This is a genomic window from Amycolatopsis albidoflavus, from assembly GCF_039525725.1.
GTDB lineage: Bacteria > Actinomycetota > Actinomycetes > Mycobacteriales > Pseudonocardiaceae > Amycolatopsis > Amycolatopsis albidoflava.
In genome coordinates this window covers 19866-42713 of the sequence record NZ_BAAAHV010000013.1, presented here as the reverse complement: position 1 = coordinate 42713, position 22848 = coordinate 19866, and the positions used below count along the sequence as shown (strand labels likewise).

The 22848-nt window shown below is 67.4% G+C and carries 22 protein-coding genes and 3 pseudogenes; 11 read left to right on the top strand and 14 right to left on the bottom strand.

Going from position 1 to position 22848, the window contains the following annotated elements; translation table 11 throughout:
* The first annotated feature begins 992 nt into the window (after nt 1–992).
* Nucleotides 993–1598 carry a hypothetical protein gene (locus ABD156_RS23945; protein ID WP_344277764.1) on the top strand — a complete coding sequence of 202 codons (606 nt, stop codon included), beginning with the start codon at nt 993–995 and terminating at the stop codon, nt 1596–1598.
* Between the two features lie 28 nt (nt 1599–1626).
* Here the strand turns inward: ABD156_RS23945 and ABD156_RS23940 are convergent, their stop codons facing one another.
* Complete coding sequence (locus ABD156_RS23940) at nt 1627–2571, bottom strand: hypothetical protein (protein WP_344277761.1); 945 nt, start codon at nt 2569–2571, stop codon at nt 1627–1629.
* Between the two features lie 172 nt (nt 2572–2743).
* Here ABD156_RS23940 and ABD156_RS23935 point away from each other — a divergent pair, with 172 nt between their 5' ends.
* On the top strand, nt 2744–3616 hold the full coding sequence (locus ABD156_RS23935) for a hypothetical protein (protein ID WP_344277758.1): 873 nt from the start codon (nt 2744–2746) through the stop codon (nt 3614–3616).
* A gap of 69 nt (nt 3617–3685) precedes the next feature.
* Here ABD156_RS23935 and ABD156_RS23930 read toward each other — a convergent pair whose 3' ends face one another.
* Nucleotides 3686–4192 carry a hypothetical protein gene (locus ABD156_RS23930; protein WP_344277756.1) on the bottom strand — a complete coding sequence of 169 codons (507 nt, stop codon included), beginning with the start codon at nt 4190–4192 and terminating at the stop codon, nt 3686–3688.
* Nucleotides 4193–4630: 438 nt separating this feature from the next.
* Between ABD156_RS23930 and ABD156_RS23925 the strand changes: the two genes are divergently transcribed.
* Complete coding sequence (locus ABD156_RS23925; RefSeq protein WP_344277753.1) at nt 4631–4771, top strand: hypothetical protein; 141 nt, start codon at nt 4631–4633, stop codon at nt 4769–4771.
* A 388-nt stretch (nt 4772–5159) separates the two neighbouring features.
* Here the strand turns inward: ABD156_RS23925 and ABD156_RS23920 are convergent, their stop codons facing one another.
* From ABD156_RS23920 to ABD156_RS23905, 5 genes and pseudogenes are all read right to left on the bottom strand, one after another.
* Nucleotides 5160–5291, bottom strand: a complete 132-nt coding sequence (locus tag ABD156_RS23920) for a hypothetical protein (RefSeq protein WP_344277750.1) — start codon at nt 5289–5291, stop codon at nt 5160–5162.
* A 110-nt stretch (nt 5292–5401) separates the two neighbouring features.
* Nucleotides 5402–5776: pseudogene (locus ABD156_RS47855) on the bottom strand (tyrosine-type recombinase/integrase); the annotation flags it as partial.
* Nucleotides 5777–6200: 424 nt separating this feature from the next.
* Nucleotides 6201–7163 carry a hypothetical protein gene (locus ABD156_RS23915; RefSeq protein ID WP_344277747.1) on the bottom strand — a complete coding sequence of 321 codons (963 nt, stop codon included), beginning with the start codon at nt 7161–7163 and terminating at the stop codon, nt 6201–6203.
* 751 nt (nt 7164–7914) lie between these two features.
* The gene (locus ABD156_RS23910; RefSeq protein WP_344277745.1) at nt 7915–8259 is read right to left on the bottom strand and encodes a chymotrypsin family serine protease; all 345 of its coding nucleotides are present in this window, start codon (nt 8257–8259) and stop codon (nt 7915–7917) included.
* A 191-nt stretch (nt 8260–8450) separates the two neighbouring features.
* Nucleotides 8451–9134, bottom strand: coding sequence for a hypothetical protein (locus ABD156_RS23905; protein ID WP_344277742.1), 684 nt, complete (start codon nt 9132–9134; stop codon nt 8451–8453).
* Nucleotides 9135–9595: 461 nt separating this feature from the next.
* Here ABD156_RS23905 and ABD156_RS23900 point away from each other — a divergent pair, with 461 nt between their 5' ends.
* The gene (locus ABD156_RS23900; RefSeq protein ID WP_344277739.1) at nt 9596–10054 is read left to right on the top strand and encodes an SRPBCC family protein; all 459 of its coding nucleotides are present in this window, start codon (nt 9596–9598) and stop codon (nt 10052–10054) included.
* A gap of 18 nt (nt 10055–10072) precedes the next feature.
* The gene (locus tag ABD156_RS23895; protein WP_344277737.1) at nt 10073–10312 is read left to right on the top strand and encodes a hypothetical protein; all 240 of its coding nucleotides are present in this window, start codon (nt 10073–10075) and stop codon (nt 10310–10312) included.
* A gap of 52 nt (nt 10313–10364) precedes the next feature.
* Here the strand turns inward: ABD156_RS23895 and ABD156_RS23890 are convergent.
* The 3 genes and pseudogenes from ABD156_RS23890 to ABD156_RS23880 all read right to left on the bottom strand — a co-directional run bounded on the left by ABD156_RS23890 (nt 10365) and on the right by ABD156_RS23880 (nt 12891).
* A pseudogene (locus ABD156_RS23890) lies at nt 10365–11276 on the bottom strand (Tn3 family transposase).
* Nucleotides 11277–11318: 42 nt separating this feature from the next.
* Entirely contained in the window at nt 11319–12392 is a 1074-nt protein-coding gene (locus tag ABD156_RS23885) for a hypothetical protein (RefSeq protein ID WP_344277734.1), read from the bottom strand.
* A 34-nt stretch (nt 12393–12426) separates the two neighbouring features.
* On the bottom strand, nt 12427–12891 hold the full coding sequence (locus tag ABD156_RS23880) for a hypothetical protein (RefSeq protein ID WP_344277731.1): 465 nt from the start codon (nt 12889–12891) through the stop codon (nt 12427–12429).
* A gap of 322 nt (nt 12892–13213) precedes the next feature.
* Here ABD156_RS23880 and ABD156_RS23875 point away from each other — a divergent pair, with 322 nt between their 5' ends.
* On the top strand, nt 13214–13585 hold the full coding sequence (locus ABD156_RS23875; protein ID WP_344277728.1) for a winged helix-turn-helix transcriptional regulator: 372 nt from the start codon (nt 13214–13216) through the stop codon (nt 13583–13585).
* 14 nt (nt 13586–13599) lie between these two features.
* Here ABD156_RS23875 and ABD156_RS23870 read toward each other — a convergent pair whose 3' ends face one another.
* Both ABD156_RS23870 and ABD156_RS23865 read right to left on the bottom strand, forming a co-directional pair.
* Nucleotides 13600–14859 (bottom strand): GGDEF domain-containing protein, encoded by a 1260-nt coding sequence (locus tag ABD156_RS23870; protein ID WP_344277725.1) that lies wholly within the window; start codon nt 14857–14859, stop codon nt 13600–13602.
* Between the two features lie 46 nt (nt 14860–14905).
* Nucleotides 14906–16264: an MFS transporter gene (locus ABD156_RS23865; RefSeq protein ID WP_344277722.1), complete on the bottom strand. Its 1359-nt coding sequence runs from the start codon at nt 16262–16264 to the stop codon at nt 14906–14908.
* A 1338-nt stretch (nt 16265–17602) separates the two neighbouring features.
* Here ABD156_RS23865 and ABD156_RS23860 point away from each other — a divergent pair.
* The gene (locus ABD156_RS23860; RefSeq protein WP_344277719.1) at nt 17603–17899 is read left to right on the top strand and encodes a response regulator transcription factor; all 297 of its coding nucleotides are present in this window, start codon (nt 17603–17605) and stop codon (nt 17897–17899) included.
* Nucleotides 17900–17969: 70 nt separating this feature from the next.
* Nucleotides 17970–18117 (top strand): annotated as a pseudogene (locus ABD156_RS47850) (GP88 family protein); the annotation flags it as partial.
* A 35-nt stretch (nt 18118–18152) separates the two neighbouring features.
* Here the strand turns inward: ABD156_RS47850 and ABD156_RS23850 are convergent.
* Nucleotides 18153–19034 (bottom strand): hypothetical protein, encoded by an 882-nt coding sequence (locus tag ABD156_RS23850; protein ID WP_344278079.1) that lies wholly within the window; start codon nt 19032–19034, stop codon nt 18153–18155.
* Nucleotides 19035–19230: 196 nt separating this feature from the next.
* On the opposite strand from ABD156_RS23850, the gene ABD156_RS23845 reads away from it, so the two are divergent.
* From ABD156_RS23845 to ABD156_RS23835, 3 genes are all read left to right on the top strand, one after another.
* Nucleotides 19231–19893, top strand: a complete 663-nt coding sequence (locus ABD156_RS23845) for a GP88 family protein (RefSeq protein ID WP_344277716.1) — start codon at nt 19231–19233, stop codon at nt 19891–19893.
* Nucleotides 19894–20388: 495 nt separating this feature from the next.
* Nucleotides 20389–21039 (top strand): hypothetical protein, encoded by a 651-nt coding sequence (locus tag ABD156_RS23840; RefSeq protein WP_344277712.1) that lies wholly within the window; start codon nt 20389–20391, stop codon nt 21037–21039.
* 73 nt (nt 21040–21112) lie between these two features.
* Nucleotides 21113–21976 carry a DNA-processing protein DprA gene (locus ABD156_RS23835; protein ID WP_344277709.1) on the top strand — a complete coding sequence of 288 codons (864 nt, stop codon included), beginning with the start codon at nt 21113–21115 and terminating at the stop codon, nt 21974–21976.
* On the opposite strand, the gene ABD156_RS23830 is transcribed toward ABD156_RS23835, so the two are convergent.
* Nucleotides 21973–22446: a hypothetical protein gene (locus ABD156_RS23830; RefSeq protein WP_344277706.1), complete on the bottom strand. Its 474-nt coding sequence runs from the start codon at nt 22444–22446 to the stop codon at nt 21973–21975. The two genes, ABD156_RS23835 and ABD156_RS23830, sit on opposite strands and share 4 nt — an antisense overlap.
* Nucleotides 22447–22848: the final 402 nt, after the last annotated feature.

Here is a 22848-nt window from a genome sequence, read left to right as displayed (position 1 = left end):
ATTGGCTGGCTTGTCGTTCGGCATACGGACAGCGAATGCGCGACGAACCCGACTTTTTCACGACTGCCTCCCGCCGGCATGCCGGATATCCAACGACCAGAACTTCGTGTCGCGCGCAGATCTGGCACTGGCACCGATCCGCTGCGCGGGCCTCGCCGGACGACAAGCAGGTCAGGTCGACCATACGGACACATCTAGTCAATCTCGTCACTGTGTCCAATATCGGACATGGGCGACTGCCCGACTGCGCAGAGCGCCGGCCGCTGCTAGCGCCGAGCAGAGTTCCGAGTAATTCGCAGTCTTTCGCACCGATGGTCCGGCCGAACACGCGGTCGACGACTGATGGACCGCAATTTCGCTGGCGTGGCGGCTAAAATACCTGCAGCGAAGCCTTCTTATCGTCAAAGCGAAAATCAAAAATTTCCGGAAGGAAAGATATCTCGCGCAGCCAGGAACCGCCGGTCGACACCCGCGGCTGGGAAATTGCAGTCGAACGCATGTTTGACTACTCCAACGGTGAGACCGGCATCGGTTCCCCTGCAGCGACGAGCCTCCGGTTAATTGTTGTAAACGGCGTTTGAGGCTGGTGAGCTCGCGTATTCAACTATCGCCAGTTCTCGGTGGTTGTGGCCGTGAGTGATCGCCAGGGGCGCAGCGGCTCCAGGTCGCACCGGCTTCGGCGGCTATCCCGGTCGTGATGTTCTGGTGGTAGCCGAGGGCGTCGGCAACGACGGGGTGCTGGCATGTCGAGGGCGTGCTGGCGGATGGCCGAGGTCCGGCCGGTCGTGGCGGGAATGCCGAGCTCGTTGACGAGGGCGGCAAGCTAGTCGGGGTGCATCGGCTGGCCGGCGCGGCGGCCGGGGAACAGCCAACGCGGTCTCGGCCGCCAGCCAGCCCAACGGCACCCCTCGCGCTCGGATGCACCGACGTAGGACCGCCACGTATGTCAATCAACGGCTCAAGGAGTCGCCTAGGTAGAGTGTCCGCGGCAGGTGGGAATCGCGACCGAGGGGTGGGGAATCGACGCGGGAGGGCCGGAAGCGTCATCGGGCAAGTCCGAGGGGCAGGGGCACAAGTGGCTTGCAGCAGTCGGAGCGCTTCTGACAGGGCTTGCCGCTGTCGGTATTACTGTAAAGGGCTGCAGCGGCTCGGACGCCGACCCGCCGACCCCTCGACCTTCGGCGACTCAGCCTGGCACCGCAGCCCAGCAAAGCGACACCACGCAAGCGAGCGCTCAGCCACCGTCCACCGCGGCACTCGAAAAGCGAGGCGACGTCACATTGACCGACGGGGACCAGGTCGACCTTGAAGGGAAACAAGTTGGCAAAGACGTCCCCAATAACGATCTGTCCTTCTCGGGCGTGTTTCCGCAGCAGCTGATTCCATCGAGTGGGGTGATCACTTACATTTATTCGGGTGCCACTGCGGAAAATTGCCGAAAAGAACTCGAAGGTAAAACTTATTCCAACGCTACCGTAGATAACGGTAGAACTTTCTGTCTTCGAACCGTCGAAGGGCACATCGCAACGGTCGCGATCGTCAAAGCAAACCCGCACGAAAACGCGCCGGTTCAGTTGAAATATACTGTGTGGCTATGATCTTGTCCCGACTGGTGAACTCGCCTATTCAACTGTCACCATCTCTCCGACGCTGTAGCGGTGAGTGATCACCGGGTGCGTAGCGGCTCCAGGTGGCGCCTGCGTGCGCGGCGATTCTGGTCGCGGTGTTCTGGTGGTAGCCGAGGGCATCGGCGACGACGGGGGCTGGCATGTCAAGGATGTGCTGGAGGATGGCTGAGGTCCGGCCAGGCGTGATGGGGATGCCGAGTTCGTTGACAAGGGCGGCGAGCGACTCGGAGTGCATGGGTTGGCCGGCGCGGCGTCCGGGGAACAGCCAGCGTGAGCCCGGGTTGGTTGCGGTGTTCATGTTGTCCCGCTTGCTAATCCACGCGAGTAGCAGTTCCGCGGCGGGTGCGGGGACTGGTGAGGGCGGCTCGCCGAGGCGCAGCAGCACCTGATCACCGTCGTGGGTGACGTCGTCGACGGTGAGCCGCACGATCCTGCTAAGTGGCTGTGCGTAGAGCAGGACGATCACTCCGGCGACCCTGGAGCGCAACGGGAGATCCTGGTCGGTAAGCAGTCGTCCCAGCAGGGCTATCCGTTCGTGCTGCGGCAGCGATGCCTTCCGGTTGACCGACGGGCCGGGCAGCCGCAGTGAACGGGCGAGTTTGCTAGTCATGGCCCAGGTCAGGAAGCCGCGGACGCGGTTGCGTTCGTGGTCGCTGTGCTCGGCGTGCCAGGTGTCGATGTCGGCCTGACGGCAGGTTTCGAGGGTGCGCTGCTGCTCGGTGAGCCAGGTGAGGAACTGTGTGGCCAGCTTGATCTGCTCGCCGGCGCAGCGCCGATTGGCAGGGGTGAGCGGCGTGTTCTCGGCGCGGTTTCGCAGGCGTGGCAGGACTTCCCAGGTGGCGAACCGGTGGATGAGCTGGGCGTGGGTCGGGTCGCTCACTGTGTCGAGATGGCCGGGCAGCCAGCGTTCCAGTGAGCAGATTTGCTTGTCCAGCTGCGGCAAGGCACCGCAGGCCATGAGCAGTTCGCGCAGGTGCGCGGCGGCCCTCCAGGGCTGCAGAGCATGGGTCGGAGATCGTCGCGACCCGCACGAGTATGCCCGCCTGGAAACGCGGTGACCGGGCCGCGTGCAAGGTGTGTCGGCTTTGTGGTCGCGCCGACGTTCGCCTGCGGGCATGTCGTGGTCGTACAGGCCGAGCGCGCGCTCGGATCGGGATTGCCCGCCGTGCCGGCGGGCCGCCTGGGCCGAGGTGGAGAAACAGCTTCCCGCACGCCGCGAGAAAGCCCGCGCCGCCTCCGCGGCGACCGGGGACGAAGCGCGGGAACTGCTGGCGGGGATCGACATCCCGGAATCGGTGCCCGCCCCGCTGGTGGCCGGCTGGCGCAGCGTTGCGCTGACGCTGATCCGGCGGGCCATGGTGGCCGAGCGCGCGTTCGGCAAGACAGGCGCGGTCGGCACCGCGAAGAAGCATGCCGGGCAACTGCTGGCCGGGCTTCCGCCCGGCGAAGCCGAGCTGCGTGCTGCCGTCGACGCCCGCGAGCCGGTCAAGATTCTGGGCAAAGCCCACTGGCCGCACGGCTCGCTGCGCGTCCTCGGCCACGACAGCGAGCCACCCGCCGAGGACCCCGCGGCCGTCGCAGCCCTGCGCACCTGGTTGCGCCAGGCACTGGCGGGCACCGATCTGAAAGCGGATGCGGAGAGCCACAGCACGGCGGCCGTGACCGGGCTGCTCACGGGGCTCGTTCGGGACTGGGCCGATGCCCAGCCCCGCACGTTCCGGCACAACCGCTGGATCGGCTACCGCGAACTCACCGTCCCCGTCACTCCCGGCGGCGCGCGCCGCTACGGACGACTCGACGTCGTCGTCAACCGCCCGGGCCGACCCGACCTGGTCATCGAGATCGACTCCGCGCACAACCCGCGCAGTGTGGAGAAGCTGCTGTTCGCGCGCGATGCGGGCGCGGTGCCGATCTGGATCCGATGGCTGGGCGGCTCGCTGCACGAACACCCCGACATCACCGTCATCGACCTGCGAGCTGCACAGTAATGAGACGGAGCCGCTCGCCGTGACGAGCGGCTCCGTGATCGTCATGCCTGCCGGGGATCGGGTTCGAAGCTAGGGCTGCCGTCCGCGTCGGCGGTCTCGCGCGAGCTGTTCGAGCCGGTCGTGGTCGCGAGCCATCGAGGGGGTGCGGTTCTCCGCGGCCCATTTGGCCCGCGCCGCGACGGTTTCGACCAGGCCGTTCGGCTCGATGGCCCCGGAGGTCAAGTCCTGGGCGAGGTCGGCGATGCTGGATGCCTGCAGGGTCGGCGCCCAGCGGGCGAGCAGGTCCATCGCCGTCGGCAGGTCATCCGCTTTCAGGTAGGGCGCGATCGACGAATGGCCGCCGATCTCCAGCAGGAACTCCGGGTGGCTCCGGGCCGCGGTGTCGCGGCTGTGGCGGATGAACACGCGCATCGCGAACCCGATGGTCTCGCCGTTTCCCAGGCTGAGGAACTCCTCCCAGCCCTGCGAGCTGAGGATCTTCTCGAAGTCGTGCTCGTCGTCGGGCACGCCGGCAAAGGCGCCGTAGGGCTCCCAGCTGTTGCCCGACCAGTGCAGGTCGGCTCCGTCAGCGCTCATGATCCCGTCTTTTCGCGCCCGGGTGCTGAGACCGGGTCTGGCCTCCTTTGGATCATCCGCGCGGAGTCCGGCCGTTCCAGCGCACTGACCGGCTGTGCGGGACCGGAAATTTGGGGTTCTTGTTGTGCTGCAAGGAGACTCGTCGATCGTCGACACTCCGACGAGCGAATTCGGCGGGGCGCGCCGGGCACGGCTGGCGGCTCGCCCGCCGGGTGGGGCAGGCTGACGGCTCCCGCCCGGCCAGGAGAGGAGCCCGACCATTGCTGTCGTCGACACCGCGTCCGTTCCGCGCGCGGAGAACTGGTCGTGGGGGCCGTCGCGGCTGAGGCTCGGCAGCTACGGCGGCACGTGCACGGTCGGCCCGCTCGCGTTCGCCGTGAACGTCAGCCGACGCCACGGCGACGGCTGGGACCTGCAGGTCGCCTGCACGCTGGCCGGGTGAAGCTGGCGACGCAGAGCTGGGAGACCGACGGCCTGCTGTGCACGCCGGAGGGCATCGTCGCCGAGCTGTCCGATCGGGACGTGCTGCGCCAGCTGGCCGACACGACCCGGAAGAAGGTCGCCGACCCGGCCGGGTGACGCGGCGGCGCGATCGTCGCGTCCAGTGTCGGTCTCAGTGTCAGTCGCCGGGCAGGCGGGGCTTTATCCGTAGTATCACAGGCTTTTCCTGCACTCGGGTAGGGTTCGCGGCGTTTGGCGTGTTCCTCGTCGTCGAGGCTGCCTGGGCGGATCGCCGCGATGTGGTGCGCGGAGTGGGCGCCGTGGGCGCGAACGCGGTTGACCGGAGGTTGCTGGCCGGTCCAGCCGACGTAGTGCGTGATCGGGCAGTCGCGAGTGCGTTCCCCGTGCAGGTGATCGCGATCGGACACGGTGACCGGGCGGGCCGTAGCAGAGGATGTCGACGTGCTCGGCGTGCTCCAGGCAGTCGACCGGGCACGTGCCGGCGGCACAGGGGCGAGGCGGCGGGTCATCGCGTTGCCCCGTCGGGGCCGCCGGGTGCGGCGAAGGTGGCCGCGGCGACCAGGTGCGCCGGGTCGGTGGAGAGGTGGTCGTCGGTGTGCTCGTAGAGGGCGGTGGTGTCGGCGCTGACGTGCGCCAACGCGTGCTTGCGCGGCTCGAGGGTGGCGCCGCGGGCCTTGGCGATCGTGTTGAACGCGTGCCGGGTGGAGTGCGGGTGATCTGCTGCGGGTCCGGGACGCTGGCGGCCGCGGCGAGGACCTGCACGAGGTATTCGACCTGGTAGCGGGTGATGCGGGTGCCGTCGCGGTCGACCAGCAGCGCAGTCTCGCCCGGGTCGGCGATCCGGCGGGCCAGCCAGGCGTCCAGCAGCGGCGCCAGCGGGACCGGGATCGGCCGGACCCGGATCTTGTTGCCCTTCATCCGCAGCGTGACGATGCGGTACTGCGCGCCGGTGGCGTCGCTGCGGTGGCCGAGGTCGGGCAGGTCGAGGTGGCAGATCTCGGTGACGCGGGCCCCGAGGTCGACCGTCAGATGCATGGTGAGCTGCGCGCACGGCCGCGGCCACGGCCTGGGCGCCGCGGTCGGGGCGAGCGCGCACATCCGTCGGGCCTGCGGTTCGGTCAGCGAGCGGGTGTCGGTGTGGCGGCGGTCGTAGCGCGGCCGCGCGGCCTTCGCAGCCGGGTGCTAGTGCATCTGCCCGGCGCGGCCGAGGAAGGTGTAGAAGGACGACACCGCGTTCAGGACGCGGGCGATGCTCCGCTCGCTGCGCAGCTTGCCGGTGCGCTGGGCGCGTCGGCCAGGGCCTTGCCGAACACCTGGATCTCCGGCAGCCCGAGCGTGCGCGGGTCCAGGTCGTGTTCGGCGCACCAGCCCAGGAACAGCCGCAGGTCGCTGCGGTAGGCGGCGGCGGTGTTCGCCGCGAACCCGGCGAGGAACGACGCGACGAGCTGCGCGCTCGGGTTCTGCCCCGTGCGTGTGCCGGCGAGGCCCGTACGTCTCTGCGGCCGCAGCGTCGAGTCTGCGGCCGCAAAGACATCGCGTGCCGGTGTCAGAGGAGCTTCACGGCGGCGATGGACACGAACCCGGCGGCGCCGTCCGCGCCCGCCGCGGAGTGGTTGTTGCGGGCGCCGTTGCCGCCCGCGCCCTGGCCGTCGAGAAGGCCGAGCGCCTTGGGCATTCCCGCGCCGGCGGGGCCGCCGAGGCGGGTAGCCGCGCCGGAGGCACCGTCGCTGCCGGTGGTGCCGGTCACGTTCTTGCAGGTCGCCTGGCCGCCGCTGCCGCCGTGGCCGTAGGCCTTGGCGGAGTGCTGCTCGGTGTAGCCGCCGATGCCGCCGTGGCCGCCGGCGCCGGCCCAGCCGCCGCCGTGGCCGCCGTGGCCGCCGGTGCCAGTGCTCCAGCCGACCGAGGCGGAGCCCCCGCCTCCCCCGCCTCCGCCTCGTGCGTCGGCGAGCGTCGGACCGTCGATGACGAAGACCGACGACGCGCCGCCTCCGCCGCCTCCGCCGGAGTTGTAGCCGTTGGAGCCGTTGTCGCCGTTGCTCCCCGCTGCCCAGGCGGTGCCGTTCGAATTGGTGTAGCCGGTGCCGCCGGCACCGCCGTTCGGGCCGTACGGGTCCGGGGCACTGCCGCCACGGCCTCCCCCGCCCACCACGATCTGCAGGGTCTTGCCGCCCGCCACCAGCGTGGTGCACACGGCCGTTCCGCCGCCCCCGCCACCGCCGCCGGAGCCGCCCTTGGCGGCCGAGCCGCCGCCTCCGCCGCCGGCCCCCCGCACCGTGATGGTGACCCACACCACGCCGCCCTCCGGCAACGCCAGCGAGTACTGGCCCGGGGCGCTGTACGAGGTCGGGAGCAGCTCCGCCTGCGCCTGCGGGCCGGCCAGCGCCGTCGGCGCTGCCGTCGACCCCGCTGTCAACGCTCCTGTCGCCAACGCTCCTGTCGCGGCGAGCCGCGCCGCGGCTCGCCCCATCGAACGACCGGACGCCGCGCCCGGCGCTCGTTGCTCTCTCATGTATGTCTTCCTTTCACTTGTCGAATTGATTCGGAGAATGCGAGGGCCGCTCTGCCGCCAATTACGAGGGCCAGGGATCAAGCGGGTGGCAAACGCAAGCAAGACCCGCAGGCGTCTGCGGGCGCTGAAACGACATGCCGCACCCTCGGCAATCCTCTCGTCACCGCGGTCGGCGTTGCGCGCCGAGCGAATCGGAGCGTGCTGCACCGATTCCCGGCGGGCCGGCTGCCTCGCCGCGCACTGCACGAGTTCTGCCCGAACAGGCAGTCGATCTTGTTCGTTTGCCGCCCCGCGAAGAAGGTTGCCAGGTCGCGTCACACGAACGCGCCCACCGCTGCCGAGCAGCGGCGCCTCGTCCGCACCATCTCTCGAAGGGGCACAGCAGTGAGCCCCGAGGCAGTGCGCCCCTGCCGCACAACACAAAGTCGTCAATGCCCATGGCGCCCAGGCGGGGCGATTCGCACAACCGTTGTCATGTGTTTGCCGCACGCTGCGCGGCCAGCGACGCGTGCGGCCGTTTATTCGGGATGCCGGTTATGCGCTTGCTTCCGATCCACGCAATTTCGGGTTTCACAGGAGGCAGGTCGCAGACCCTGCGCCAGGTCAGGCGATCCACCCGGGGGCGTCGGGCTTTGCGGCTCGTTGAAATATCGACATGGGATGTCTGCGTTCCCCGGGCCGTAGGCTGGAGGGCGTCCCGGTGCGCAGACCTCCCCTCTTGTCGCACCGGGGCTTTCCACGTCCGCCGGGGCTAGCGGCCGGCGGGCCGGCCCTCGCGCTCCGGGCGGGTGATCCGGACGCAGAGCAGGTGCTCGACTAGCGGGACCGGGTTGAGCAGGCTGACCGTCGGGGAGGTCGCGAACACCAGGCCGACCGCGCGCGGCCCGGTGCCGACGGCGAGAGAGCCGGAGTCGCTGGGGCCGGCCAGCGTCGCGTCGGCGACGATCTGCTTGGCGAAGCGCGCGACCCGCCCGTACAGGTAGTTCACCGTCACCGTGGCGTTGACGGCGCGGACCCGCCCGGTCGTGTGCCCGCTGGCCCGGCCGCTCTTGGCGAGCAGGTCCCCGATCTGCGGGGCGGGGTTGGCCGAGGACACCTCGCCGATCCAGTGGATCCGCCGGTCCAGCTGGTCGAACCGCCCGCCGCGATCGCCGCGTCAACATGGTTGACCGGCACCATGCCCGGGTCCTGTGGGACGCGGCCGCCGGGCAGGAACCTGATCGGCACGAACCGGGCCAGCCGGGCGATGACGTCGCCCGGCGCGCGGCCGCCGTCGGCCGGGGCGGGCTACAGGACCGGGTCCCCGATCGCGGCGTCGTTGCAATTGGCCAGCACGTGGTTGTTGGACAGCAGGTAGAACCGGGGCGCCGCCGCGGTGCCGATGGCCCCGGTGCCGGGGGCGGCGTCGGTGCAGCAGACGCCCAGGGTCCCGGCGGTGCCGTGGACGTGCCCGACCGACAGCCCGCCGGCCGCGGGGCGAAGCCGCGCCGCGGCCAGCGGGTGTGCCGAAGCGCCGGGTGACCCGGCCTCGGCGGCGCGGCGCCGGAGGGCGGCCTGCTCGGCCGGGGCGAGGGTCGAGAGCCTCGCCTGCCACGCCGCGGACGCGTCGTCGGACTCGCCCCCCGGGTAGCCCGCGTAGCGGTCGTGGTCGCCGCCGAGCAGGTCCGCCCGTTCGGCCGGCTGCGGCGGGGCCAGCGCGGAGGACCCGGCCTGCAGGATCCCGGCCTCGACCACGTCCGTCGGGGTCGCGCCCAGCTTGGCCGGAACCAGCTCGTCTCTTCCCAGCAGCGCGGGGCCGAGTTTCATGTCCACCAGCACCGTCACGCACGGCGTCCCGATGTCCTCGCCCCGGACCTGCTTGCGGCCCAACGCGACACCCACCACGTTCGGCATGCCCAACAGCCGCTGCTCGTGCTCGGTCTGCACCGCCGCCAGTTGCCGCAGATCCCCGGGGATCAACAACTCGGTCATCATCGGCTTGTTCGCTCCTGCTCCGTCGAAAAGGGGAACCACGACCCGAGCGCCCCGGAGCGCTCGGGCACCAGCATCCCTGCTCACGGCACCAGTTTCCACCGCTCTGACCTGGAAAACCCGGCCGGATGCCGGTCTTCACCCGGCAAGGACACTCACGCCGACAGACCGCCCGCGACAGTGGTCGGCGAGACCCGGGCCCGCCCCGGCCGAGCGGCGCCCGACACCCGCCGGAGTGACCCCGCCGAGCGCCGCGTTGCCCGCGTCCCCGCCGGGCTAGTCGCCAGGGGCCGGACCCCCGTCCCGGACGAGGCCTCGCCCGCGCGAGCGAGGGCCGCCACCCGACCGGGTGAACGCGGTGTCGGCCGGTCGGGTCGCGGGCTCGGTCGCGGGGCGCGGCCGGTCACAATGGGCCCGCTCGCCGCTGCGCGCGGGCCCGGCGGCGGTTGAAGGAGGGCCACGTGGAAACGACGGCGGAACAGACAGAACAGACCCGGTCGAGCATTGTGATCCCGGCGGCGCCGGCACGGGTGATGGCGGTGATCGCCGACGTCGCGGCCTACCCCGAGTGGATCGGCGAGATCACCCGCGCGCAGGTCCTCGACCGCGACCTCGAGGGGCGCGCGGCCCGGGTCCGGCTGAGCCTGGACGCCGCCTCGATCCTCGACGAGCAGGTCCTCGCCTACCGGTGGGACGGCGACCGGTCGGCGTCCTGGACACTGGAGTCCTCCCGGATCCTCGAAAAACTCGACGGCACCTACACCCTCGCCGCCGCCGGAGCGGGCACCCGGGCGGTCTACCGGCTGGCGACCGCGCTGAAAGTCCCCGTCCCGTCCGTCGTTCTCCGCCAGGCCGAGCGTGTCGTCATCGACCGCGCCCTCGCCGGGCTCGCCCGCCGCGTCGAGAACACCGCTGGCTAGCCCCCGCCCGCGACCGTCATGAGCGACCTGCACGAGCCGCATGGCCTGGACGACGACTACCCCACGGGCTGGCTGCTCACCTACCGCACCCGCGGCCCCGGCAGCGCCCCGGGCACCGGCGTCGTCGCCGGCCCGGGCATCCACGACCCCGCCACCGGCGTCCTGTTCATCCCCGTCGCCGAACCCGGCACGCCCCGGCCCCGCATCGCCTGGATCGCCGACACCGACGTCATCGGCATCACCCCCCTCCCAGGATGATCGCCCCGCTGCGGAGAACCGGCGCCGCCACCGCCACTGACCAGGCTTTTCCCTACTCGATCTCGTCGTCCTCGTCCTCGTCGTCGTCCAGGACGGCGTCGGGGTCGCTCAACGGCCGTAGGCCCCCGGCGAGCTCGGCGGGCAGGAAGAACGAGTACTTGCCGAGCAGGTTGATGTGGCGGTGGCGAAACGGGGAGAGCCGGGCGGCGTCCTCGTCGCGGTCCTCCGCACCGTCGGCGCGCAGCCTCGCGAGCACCGCGTCGAGGTAGCGAGTGTTGAACAGCACGACCGCGTTGAGCACCAGGCCCAGCGCGCCGAGCTGGTCTTCCATGCCTTCGTAGTAGCGCTGGCGCAGCTCGCCGCGGCGGCCGTGGAAGATGTCCCGCCCGAGGGCGTGGCGGCCTTCCTGGAGGTTGCCCTGGGCTTTCATGGTGCGCCGGTAGCCGGGTTCGTCGGCCATCCGCAGCACGTGCAGCAACTTGTGGATCCGGCCGTAGTGGGCGATCGCCTCGCCGAGATGGGACGGGTTCCCGTCGCGCGAGAGCATCCTGATCACGTCGTGCGCGCGGACCGCGCCGGTGTGGATCGAGGCGATCACCCGCAGGATGTCCTCCCAGTGCCGGGCGATCCGCTCCAAGTCGATCTTCCCGCGCGCGGCCTGGTTGAACGGCCCGTAGTCGGCTTTCGCCTCGACCCGTCACAGTTTCTGGTCGGGCAGGTCGGCCAGCTGCGGCGCGTACGTCCACCCGGCCAAGGGCAGGAGCCCGAACACGATGTCGCTGTAGGAGGCGGTGTCGGTGACGATGGTCTGCGGCCGCGGTCGTAGAGCACGTCCAGCACGTACAGCGAGTCGCGCGGGGTGCCGGCCACCACCTTCGTGAATCGCAGGAGTGAGCAGGGGCCGCCCGGCTGTCCTGCGGTCACCGGCAGGGATCGGTGGCTGCTTCCGCCACCTGGCAGTCACCGATCCCGCCCCCTCCCTTCGCCGATCTTCCCCGCGCTGATATCAGGCGGTACGCCGCACCGTCCCGTTCCGCAGCACGAGCTTGGCCAACCTGGCGACCTGAGAACGTTGGGCCGCCACATCGACATCCAGCGGATCTTTCTCCACATTGAGGTCAAGCGGGCAGACCTCGAGGGGCACAGCCCCGCTCTGGCGACGACAAGTCCTGTTCACCGCGGCGCGCAGCTCGACAGCGTCAATGAATTCGGTTCGGTCCCTCTGGCCAAGGCCTGCCGCATCAGCGACCAGCGCTGCCCTTGCGCGCACCCGTCCGCAGTTCTGTTGCCGCGCAAGAAGGAGCGAATCGTAGATGTCAATGATCTCTCGACTCGGCACCCCGCCCGCGTGAATCCGGTCGGTCATCGTCCACCTGATCGGCTCCACATAGCGCCACAAACGCCGAACTCGCACGTTCTCCCGCCTTCTGCGCACATCGGCGACGAGGCCCACGGCTTCGCCGAAACACGAACCCGCCGCGACGAGCATGCCGCCGCCACTCTGCACCACGAGGCCACGCCACTCGTTGCCACCGGACAGGTCAGGCCCTCCCGTAACGGTGACCAGGCTCGCCACTACCCCGGCAGTGCATACCAGGCAGCCAGCAATCGTCAGAGTGCCCGCCACGCGCACCCGCCAAGATGCTTGCCGAACGACCGTCCGGATCCGCAATGTGACCGCCGCGAAGGCCAGCCCCGGGACAGCGCCGCTGATCCACACTACGGCGGCTAGCAGCTCAGGCCCTCCGCGCGGACGCGAGCAGCCGAAAGCAAGCCAGGCAAGGGCGCACGTGCCGACGGCGACGGCTGCCAGGGCGTACCTCAGCCGCAACCAAGCCCATCCGCTGAGTTCAAGGAGGCCGACGACCCCGATCACGGTTCCCAACGAGCATGCCGCCCGCACGAAGACCGTCAGGTTCGGCACGCCGGTCGCCTCGGTCGTCGTCGTGATGGCATCTGGTGCTCTGAGCGCCAGCGACGTACCGAACAACATCAGAATCGTCCCGAGGTACATCTTTCCTCGCGCGTGACGGTGCCGAGCGAACACGATCAGCGTTCGGACGCCTTCGACTGTGACCACCGAAGCCGCCGTCAACGCAACCCAGCCGTGCGATTCAGGCATGCGCGTCGCGCAGATCCGCCGCGGCCGCGAACGTCTTGCCCAACGCCGCGACCGCCGGGGTCTCAGCCGCGCGGCGTCTGTCGAGAGCGTGCGTATCGACTCGCTCGGCCAGTTGAAAGGCGAACTCCTCCGCCAGCAACTCGTCGGCGTCGCAGCGATGCGGGTCCGCAACCGGCAAGCACGGACCGGCCATCGCAGCGTCTTCGAGGACGATGTGGCCGAGTTCGTGAAAGTGGATGTGGCGAGCATGTCCGCGCTCGACGTCGCGGATCACGACGATGTAGTCCGCAGTCTCGGTCCGCAGCAGCATGCCGGTCGGCAGGGTTCCCGTCAGGTCGCCGCGCATCAACCGGATGGGCTTGTCTCGAAGCCTGTTCAGTCGGTCGATCAAGGCGTTCATGCTGAACGGCCGCGGGATCGGAAGCTCTCTGACGAGTCTCGCGACCTCGGCGACCATGCTCGGTTCCTGGTTGGATACTTCCGCTCGATTCGCGCGCATTCCCCGTCCTTCTGGACTCGGCCCGGCGGCCGATTTCCCCTTCGCGGCGCGGCTCGGGTCGGCGGCCTGCTCCTGGCCTCCGACCCAAGCCTCGCCTTGTGCGGTGCCAGACGGTCAGTCCCGGCTGCGGCCTGCCTACCAGGCAATCCGCCGACTCACGCAAGTGGCGGGTGTCGACTCACGCAGGGGTGTTCCGGGCTGCTTTCACTCATTCGGCGCAGCGGGAGGCGAGTCTGCGGCTCAGCGAGACACCGCCGCGCGGATCGTGTTAGCTGAGAACGTGTCGAGGCAGAACATGTCGTACCAGAAGACCTTCGAGTTGGCGGTCGAGATGCTCCGAGGCCGGTGGATGATCGTGGTGTTGGCCGCGCTCTCCACCGAGGACAAGCTCCAATACCGCGACATTCGCGACCGGGTGAACGAAGGTGAAGTGCGACCGGACAATGGCGACGACGTCAGTCCCCTGTCGGACCAAAGCCTCACCAAGACGCTCAAACGAGCTCAAGACAACGGACTCGTGCGCCTGCACACCGACGAAGGTCACTTCAAGCCGACCTGGTACGAGCTGACGCGGAAAGGCGCGGAAGCGTTGCGTGCCGTCCGTCCGCTGATCGAGTGGATGCACCGGCACGAAGCAGCACCGAGTCACTAGGTGGCAACCGCAGGTCAGCGAGCCTGACTGGTGTAACCCGCGTTGATTCGGTCGCGGCCTTGGCCTTTGGCGAAGAACAGCCGGTTGTCCGCCGCGAGCAGGAGCTGGTTCAAGTCGATGTCGTCGCCGCATCCGTCGTCACACGCCACGCCGACCGTGACGCGAACAGGGACGGCGGGCGAACTGTCCTTCTCCTCGGGGGTTATCTCCAGCGAGGCAACAGCACCGCGAATGCGCTCGGCGATCTCAGTCGCTCTGTCGAGGCTGACGTCGGACAGGAAGATCACGAATTCCTCGCCACCGAAGCGGCCCACCAGATCCGTCCGACGCGTCTCGCTGCTGATCACCTGCGCGACCGCACGGAGGACATCGTCACCGAAAAGGTGGCCGTGGGTGTCGTTGATGCGTTTGAAGAAGTCCAGGTCGAGCATCAGCACCGCGACCGGCACGTGGTGCCGTCGCGCCTTCCGCAGACCCGCTTCGGCCAGGCACCGCCACGTCTCCATGTTGAGCAGACCGGTCTTACGGTCGGTGCTGGCCGCGGACTCGAGATGCTTCACCGAGTCGCTGCGGTGCAGCACGTAAACCAGCGGCAGCAGGAAAAGCGCGAGCCACGGCCGCAGCTCGACGAACACCGCAGTGACCGCGCCCAGGAACAGAGTCACGATCTCCAGCGCATTCGCGCTCCAACCGCCAACGATACCGGCGACCGAACGCTGCTTCTCCGCCGTGACGATCGCAGCGCCGACAGCCAACGTATTGACCAGCCAAAACGTCGCGATCGCGGCGAACAGCACCAAAGCGCTCACCTCGCTCGACGCACTCAGCACGTTCTCGGACGACGATGCACGGACCACGCCGTACGAAACGCACGCCGAGACGATCATCGCGCTGGTGTTGAACACCGCCCGGTACGGAGCGATCCCACTGGTCCACCGGGACGCCCTCCACCAAAGATGCAGGTAAAGCACCGCAGCAGTCATCGATCCCACGACCGGGCCGGAAACCAGCGTGACCGCCAGGATCGCCACCGAACTCATGTTGACGTGCGGGGTGTCGGTGAGCTGTCGACGCTGGCGTTCGAGACGCCAGGTCAGTTCCGCGCTCAGCAGCCCTCCCACAGCAATGAGCGTCGACTTCCCGACGTCAGCAAATACCGGCGGTCCGATCCACAACCAGCAGAGCACCAGCAAGGCTGCGAGGACATCGACGAGCACCACTGTCACGAAAACCGAAAGCGGAGCGTCCCTCAGCCGCGATTTCCGATCCGACATCCGCCTTCGCGCCGTGGTTTTCGTCGAGCCTGGCTCCATGGCTTGCCTACCCGCCATACTGGCTCCTGTGTGTCGCCGACCGGGTCGGCGCTGCCTCGTGGTGCACTGCCCGGTCGGTCAGGCGGTCCTGGTCCCGGGGGGAGGTGCCGAACGTGCGCGGCAAGGAATGGTGATCGTGCTCCCGATCAGCTGAGATCGGCTCGCTCCTGGTTGCTCCCCGGGAGCGAGCCGCCCACCACCCAGCGCCAACGATCACGGCGACCACCGCAGCGCTCGCTCCGGCTGCGGCTATCGCCAGAAATGGACCAATGCGGTCCGCGACGGCTCCGCCGGCCACGATTATCAGGCCCTGCGAGCAGTACATTGCCGTTCCCATCCGGCCCATCACGCCACCGAGTCTTCGGTTCGGCACGACCTTGACCACCAGCGCCTGCGCCTTGATCACGTACACCTCGGCAACCGCGCCGGTCATCGCCCACAGCACCAGCGTCACCGCAAGATTCGGGCTCGCCGCGCAGGCGATCAGCGGCACCCCAGCCAGCACCGCCAGCGCGGCGACCGTCGACACCTTGGTCGGCAGCGCCACCAGCGTAGAAACCCAAGCGCCAATCGCGCTGCCGACGGGGTCGGCGGCCATCAGCAATCCGATCCCAAGCGCGCCGACGCCGACCGCGTGCCCGTACGGCGCGGCCAACCCCTCGGGAACGATATACAGGCCGAGCAGCACTACAAGCCCGAACAACGCGACAACGGTAGCGCGACTGCCGCGAGGAATGCCGTCACCTGGCTCTGAGACTTCCGGCTGTTCCGCCGCCGTACGCGCAGCCGGCCGCGGCCGCACGCCGCGCAGCACAAAGACTGTGCTAACCACGAACGTGCCCGCGTTGAGTCCCATCGCGACATGCGGATCAAGCCACGCCAGCAGCAGCCCTCCCCCAGCGAATCCCCCGAGTTGCGCGACCTGAGTTGTGAACTGTCGTAGCGCAAGCCCCGCCTCGTAGCACTCACCTCGGCCGAGGACTTCCGGCAACAACGACATCTGCGCGGCTTTGAACGGTCCTGCAGCGAAACTCAGGAGCCCGACGCAACCCCACAACACCGGCAATGGCAGCCCGGGCACGGCCATCGCCCCAGCGAGCACGGCACGTGCCGCATCCGCCGCAGCCATGACGGTGCGTCGGGGAAGCCTGTCGGCCAAGCCAGACAACAACATTCCGCCCAGCAAGCTGGGCACGAGGGTCAGGCCGTATGTCAGTGCGGTGAGCAAGGCGGACGAAGTCTGCGCATAGACGACTAAGGCAAGCGCCACCCGCGCGAGCTGGTCGCCGACGACGGAACTCAGCTCGGCAAGCCACAACGCCCGGAATTCGCTGCTTCGCAATGGTGCGGCGAAGCCGGGCTTCACTCCTGCAGACATTCATCCCCCGCGGTGGTCGCGCGTCACCGGGACCGGGTCGACTAGGCCCCGACCACGGCGAACCGGACGTTCGGACGGGCCAGGCAACTTCTGCCAGGCCCCGCGGCAGCTGTCACAGGTCGCGGCGCCTGCTTCCGTGCAGGTGGCGACGCGAATCCATGGGCATTCCACGCACGACAACGAGATTCATACGGCCTCCCCTGCCGATATGACTTCTTGAAGACGGCTCCACCCACCGCCTCCAAGTGGATCAACGTATACCGCTGAGTGCCCAAGTGTATGCAGAACGCAACACTTCACTCGGATGGCTCAGTGCTTTGTTCGTGCTTCCCGGACATGTGCCCACCCTCCCGCAACACAGAGCCCTGCACTCCGGAAGCGAATTCAACAAGAGTCAAGCGCTGGACCGGTCGCCTAGGAGGCGGCGCCCTCCCCGACAACCGCCTCCCAGGCCGGACCGCGGCATCCACAAAGGGGGGTGACAAGGAAGAAGCCGCCGACCGGAAGGTGCCGCCGCAGCCACTCCGGTCCGAGCTGACGGCTGATCACCTTCTGCCTTCAGATTGCCCAGGGTGTTCTGTTTTGTCAACAGGTGAAGTCAAATCCTGAGTCAATTGGCCATCCGCGAAGCCACCGAGTTCCGTCGCACCGAAGACGGCCCAGCCACCCAAGCATCCACGCGGCGACGTGCAAGCCCGGACCCGACGAGTCGCCGGACCTGTCGCCGTCCGCGGGCTTGCACGTCCGCGACGCGCGGCTGCTGAGGGACGCAGGTCCGTCCTCCGGCACGAAGGAACCAGTCGTCATGCACCGACGCCAGAAAACCGCAAGGACATCTCAAGACGTCTCCGACCGCGACGTCTCGGCGTGTTCCGAAAGTTCCCCGTCCAGGCAAGTTCTCGTGTGCTGCTCCTGCACCGACGCGTCCGAGCAGGTGCGTCTCGCCACGCGCGAGCCCCAAGCGTCGTTGACGTTCTCCCAGTCGACCGGCGATCTCAAACAGTTGCGGGACGACGGCATTGCGCGGTTCGACGCCGTCATCCTCAATCAGGTATTCCGACCCGATTGGGCCGAGCCAGTGCTCATGGCGTGGTCTCTGGTCGCCGACAACGGGAATCTTCTCGCCGTAGTCCCCGGGGATTGGGATCGCGACGCAAGTCAGCACACGCGCGCCGTCCGGGAGATTGTCAACCGGTTCGGCCGAGCCCGCCGATCCTCCCGCCGCGCCCGCCAGGCCGGAGTTCCCGCCGACTGCTCCGTCCTGACCTGCACCAAGCGCACCCTGCGAACCGCGAGCTGGTGGCAGCGGGTACTGCGGAGGGCACGATGAAGCGCCGACCGGCTCTCACCGGACGTGAAATCCAGATGCTCGCGCACGTCGCTCGCGGCCTGTCCAACCACCAGATCGCGCAACTGGAGCACGTCAGCGCCGAAACAGTGAAGACGCACCTGTACAACGCGTTCCGCAAGCTCCGGGCCGCCAATCGAGCCCACGCAGTCGCGATTGCTTACCACGTAGGCATTTTCGCGGCTGGCACGCACTTCGGTCCCGCATCTGAGCCGTCGCCGCTTGCTCCCGCTCGGCGTTCGGCACCCCGACAGAACCGGTCGTTCCGCCAGTAACCGCCGAACGAGCGTACTCTCAACAGAGGACGTTCGTCCGGCCCTCCTCACTTGATTTCGAGGAGCGCCAATCACTTTGCTACGGCAGAACCGCGAACTCAAGCGGTTCGGCATCTGGAACTGGTCACTGCCAGCGTTTGCCGGCACGCTCCGTGACGGCCGCAACTACAACACCTGGCCCGTCCGCCGGAGTCTGCGCGAGCGTCTGCTACGCCCGCTCTGCGCGAATCTCGCCCTGAAGCGCGATGTCCTATCAGCTCATTCGAGACCGATAATATTTTTGATCTTCAAGCTCGCGCCGAGTCTTCATCACCCAAGGGATACCCTGAAGGAACCGATGGGTTACCGCGACTACGGCAAGTATCGAATCGACAACTATGACACTAATCAGCGAATTAAAGTCCAACATGCTAACAAGTGCAAATCCGGCAGTATACAAAAGAAAACCGACCATCGTAGGCAATCGCCTACGCGGAAGATCCTCACTGAGAGTACAAGCAGGATACTTCTTGGACCTCCGCCGCCAGAGGGCCAGTTGATCCCATAGGCAGTTGAAGCCGAAGAACACTGCCATGATCGCAGTCTCAGGGGTCGCCGAGGTTACAACGGGAGAAAGAAGCGAGTCTCTACCTTCGTAAGTGTTTGCAAGTAGCCAATATATGTAGAGAAAGCAGATCTCGATCACAAATTGAAAGAAGGCTATATTGAAGAACTTAAGCCGTTCTCGCGCCCTATTGGAACTATTGCGGTAGCCTATCCAGCTTGTCACAATGACCGTCACGGATAGGATGAGATGGGAAACGCCTGCCGCATAGGCGGTGTTGCCTATCTCGAGCACCCTCGCAAGAACTGCGGCAAACAGTAGGTCGATGAATGTAATGCCGACAGCAGCCTGTTCGAACAATTCAAAACCAGCATTCACCCGACCGGTCACAGCGTCAGAATTCGAATTTTCACTCAGCAAGACGCGCGGGGTCACACGATCACCACTTGTCGATGCAGCCGACTCATTCGAACGACTGGAACCTAATGAAGTTTTCCCTTTCGATTTGACTTGGAATTTTCTTGCAATGAAGATTGCACTGACAACCGTCAGCGCTCCAGCAATTAATTGGCCCCAGCCCCGCTCTCTCATCTGCTCCCACCCTCAGCCTCGCCAGTTAGCCACCTATCCATTGGATCGTTCCAGGCCTGAGCTTATTACGAGCAGGTCGCCTTGGAGCTATCCGCCATCTTGGTAGTTCTCTACGCCGACACTGTTGCAGTAGGGACGCCTGCTGACGGTTGCCGGTCTTCGTTGATCCTGCGCCAAGGGGCAAGCAGGCCCCCGGATGGGCAGCAGCAGGACCGCCTACCTACCACTGGAATTCCGCAAGTTTGATACCCGACGTTGCCAGTACAACGGAACCTACCGATTCCCGGTCGTGCTGCGGCGGCACCAGGAGAACCTCCGGTACGTCCTCGACGACCTTCCCGGATGGACCGCTGAGATAACAGCCGAGCTGGCGCACCCCAAGTTCGCTGACAGCTGGGTGAGGATCCACGACTCCGGCGACTTCTTCAGCGGCGAATACCTGTCGGCCTGGCTTCGCATCATCGCTAGCACTCCAGCTACCCGATTTTACGCCTACACCAAGGAAGTAGCCGCGTTCCGAGCCCTCGTCGAGACCGCTCCACCACGCAACTTCTGGTGGGTTTACTCCTACGGCGGCAGGCAAGACGACCAGCTCGATCCGTCGGCGGACCGCGTCGCAGACGTGTTTCCGGACGCCGACGCGATCACCGAAGCCGGCTGGAACTCGCAAGAAGAGTCGGACTTGCTCGCCGTCCTCGGGCGCTCGCCCGTCGGCATTCCCGCCAACAACATCGCACATTACAAGGCTCTCCAAGCAGGTCGCCGGTGGAGCCACTGGCAGACCGCGGTCAACGCCGCTCGCCGCGACCGGATCGAACGAGCCTCACGAACCAAGAGGAATCCTCAGCATGCACGCTGACCACCCTCCCGTTCCCGCCTGGCTGTCCGGTCGACCGCGTGTCGGCGGACTGGTTGTCCCGTGGATAACGCCGAAACTGCAAGACGGACGCTATGTGTTCGGCAGTATCGAGCAAACCTATGCCGAACATTCGCTCGTGCACCGCTTATGCGGAGTGTGCGGGCACCGCCTCGCACCCCAGCGTGTCGTGCTTCTCCTGCGCGCGTCCGACCTGCCTCGACAGTGCACCAGCGAACCGGCCCTGCATCCCCAATGCGCCGCTTACACCGCCGCTGCGTGTCCGATGGTCAACGGAACGCTCGCGACCTGCCGCACCACGCCCGTACCGGGCGTGCCCGTGACAGCGGACTCTTCAGCTCGCCGCGGCGCTCGATCCGAACGGTGGTATTCGGTGCGGCTGAACGATTACCACGTCGTCGTCGACCACGGACACCTCGCGGCCTCGTTCCGCGGCGAACACCCGTTGCGGATCCGCCCGATCCCTCGACCGCCACAGTGACCGCATTCCGACCACATCCATTGCTCCTCAACAACTTCACACATCTCAAACTGCTGAATACCGGCAATCCGACAGGACTATTCGCGATGAGCCCGCACGCCGACAACGACCCGACCGTTCCGAACCTGGCCCAGATTGAACAGCTTCGCGTGCGGGCTGCTGACGCCGAGCAGCTCGCCGCAGTGCGTCAGGCCAGCCTTGAAGAAATTGCTGGCTTTGCAGAGGATCTACGCATCCAGGTAGCTGATTTCATCGACGACGCGAACACCCTGTTCCGCGCGAAGCCATACCCGCCGAAAGGCCTGCGCTACGTCACCGAACGCATGAACCTCCTTGCCGACACCATGGCGCGAGTCACCGCTGGCTACACCCACGCACGCAGTGAAGACATGGAATACCCGCAGATTATCGACGATCTCGCCGCACATGGATGGGTCTCGCGCCCTGACCGCGAACTCGACGGCGCTCTGCCTCCCGTGCCGCTCGACGAACTCGGCAACGCACATGGGTACCGTCGCGGATTCACCCGCGGATCCGAAACTCTCACGTTGTGGTTCACCGGACCGGAATACCTGGCGTACGCAAACTCCAGTACCCGCTGCACTCTCCGCACCGCCGCCGACATTCGAGCTGCGATCAGCGACTGAGCCGCTCCTCCCGTCTCTTCGGCAGGCGGTCGCGAAACCTTGCCTGCCTGCGACCTCTTTGGAGGAACCGTCTATGCCGTCACAAGCCGAACTGCACGCCAGGCTCTTCCTGCTCGGCGCGGCAGAACCACCGGCACCCAACGTCCACTGCTACGTCACTGACGTCGGTCCGGTCGACGCTGCCGAGCGCATCAGGCAAGGCATCGCACCGGCCGCCGTCCTCAACGAGATCACCCGTCCCGACGCCGTGATCAACGAGGATTTACGCGTCCTCGACGCTGGCGCCGCCCGCCTGCTTACTCCTGAAGACGACGAGTGGCCGATCGTCCGGCTAACCGGACTCGCAGGTCACGGCACACCTCTTGCCCTTTGGACACGCGGGAACGCGAATCTCACCGACCTCACCCGGTCCGCAGTCACGATCACCGGTACCCGGTCGTCGACGCCGTGCGGCGATACCGTCGCGACCGATCTCGGCTACGAACTCGCCTGCGGCGGCACGACCGTCATCAGCGGCGGAGGCTTCGGAATAGACGCTGCCGCACTCCGTGGTGCTCTTACCGCCAACGGCGCCACGATCGTCGTGCTCGGCACCGGTATCGACCAAACCCACCCGCGGTCACACGCCCGGCTCTACCAAAGCGTGCTCGACCAGGGCGGGCTGCTGGTCAGCGAGTACCCCATCGGCACTCGCCCTGCCCGCACTCGGTTTCGTTCACGCTGTCGGCTGCTCGCTGCGTTCTCGTCAGCGACTCTGATCGTCGAAGCCGGGTTACGCAGCGGCGCACTCACCGTCGCCCGTGTTTCTCGCGAGCTCGGCCGCCCCGTCTACGGAGTGCCCGGTTCGATCCGCTCCGCCGCATCGACGGGCGTCAACGAACTGCTCCGCACGCGAGCCGCCGAGGTGGCCACCGCGGCCTGCCACATCTCCGTCTAGCGGTCTCGGATCCGCCGCTGTGGCTCGTCGGCACCGCGGCGGATCCATTCCCGTCCGTGCTGATCAAGAAAGCTGATCGTCGCGACGGGAGAGATTTCGGGCTCCAATGTTGACGGGCCGTCTGCGGTGTGGAAGTAGACCGGCAGCGCTGTGGTCCGCTCCATAGGCCGGACTTCTTCGGTCCGGACTTCTCCCCCGCTGCGGATGGCCCGGGGCAGAGAGATCAGGAACTCTTCCCGATCAGGGCTGTGCGCCCGGCCGACGACCCACCGTCCCGGCCCGTAGGCCGGATCGGTCGAGATCTCCAAGACCACCGGGTTCAGGATCATGCCCGTCGAGCGATTCGTGACCGTGACTTCACCTCGCAGGTTAGTGGGCAGTCGCTTGTACTCGCTGAAAACAAGCGGCGCTTGGTTGCGGTCGTCATCCCTGCGCTCGCGGTCCGCGTCCCGTCGGCCCAGGTCGGCCACCCACAGCGCGACACCGGCAGCGACGAGCGATCCGACCGCGCCGAATCACCGGCCGACCGCGCCCCACCATCCGTCGCCTTTCCCGCCTATCCACCCCAAGCGATGAAACTCGTCAGGACGACCACAGTGATCAAGCTGCTCCAGCGCAGGGCAGTCCGCATGACTGAACATAGTGCACGACCGAGGGCGCGCGGACTGCCCGGAACTGGTCCATTGAGGATTCAGTCCAGCGGGCAGCGAGAGCGCCTCGACGCCAGCAGACGTAGGCCGCACCAACGGTAGCGAGGGCGGCGCACAGCGAGCACCTGCCAGCCGACCACCGGTCGGTGAACGGGCCGCCGCGCGCCGCCCTCGCTCTTCGGGACGCGGCCCACGCCCGTGGGCTGCCGGCACCGCCGGCTC

Bases quoted from the DNA above. Each gene is read 5' to 3' on its own strand.
- ABD156_RS23870 (WP_344277725.1), bottom strand. From the start codon at position 14,859: ATGTCGGATCGGAAATCGCGGCTGAGGGACGCTCCGCTTTCGGTTTTC.
- ABD156_RS23930 (WP_344277756.1), bottom strand. From the start codon at position 4,192: ATGAGCGCTGACGGAGCCGACCTGCACTGGTCGGGCAACAGCTGGGAG.
- ABD156_RS23850 (WP_344278079.1), bottom strand. From the start codon at position 19,034: ATGAGAGAGCGGGGCTGGGGCCAATTAATTGCTGGAGCGCTGACGGTT.
- ABD156_RS23895 (WP_344277737.1), top strand. From the start codon at position 10,073: ATGAGCGACCTGCACGAGCCGCATGGCCTGGACGACGACTACCCCACG.
- ABD156_RS23860 (WP_344277719.1), top strand. From the start codon at position 17,603: ATGAAGCGCCGACCGGCTCTCACCGGACGTGAAATCCAGATGCTCGCG.
- ABD156_RS23905 (WP_344277742.1), bottom strand. From the start codon at position 9,134: ATGACCGAGTTGTTGATCCCCGGGGATCTGCGGCAACTGGCGGCGGTG.
- ABD156_RS23915 (WP_344277747.1), bottom strand. From the start codon at position 7,163: ATGAGAGAGCAACGAGCGCCGGGCGCGGCGTCCGGTCGTTCGATGGGG.
- ABD156_RS23935 (WP_344277758.1), top strand. From the start codon at position 2,744: ATGTCGTGGTCGTACAGGCCGAGCGCGCGCTCGGATCGGGATTGCCCG.
- ABD156_RS23835 (WP_344277709.1), top strand. From the start codon at position 21,113: ATGCCGTCACAAGCCGAACTGCACGCCAGGCTCTTCCTGCTCGGCGCG.
- ABD156_RS23880 (WP_344277731.1), bottom strand. From the start codon at position 12,891: ATGGTCGCCGAGGTCGCGAGACTCGTCAGAGAGCTTCCGATCCCGCGG.
- ABD156_RS23845 (WP_344277716.1), top strand. From the start codon at position 19,231: ATGGGCAGCAGCAGGACCGCCTACCTACCACTGGAATTCCGCAAGTTT.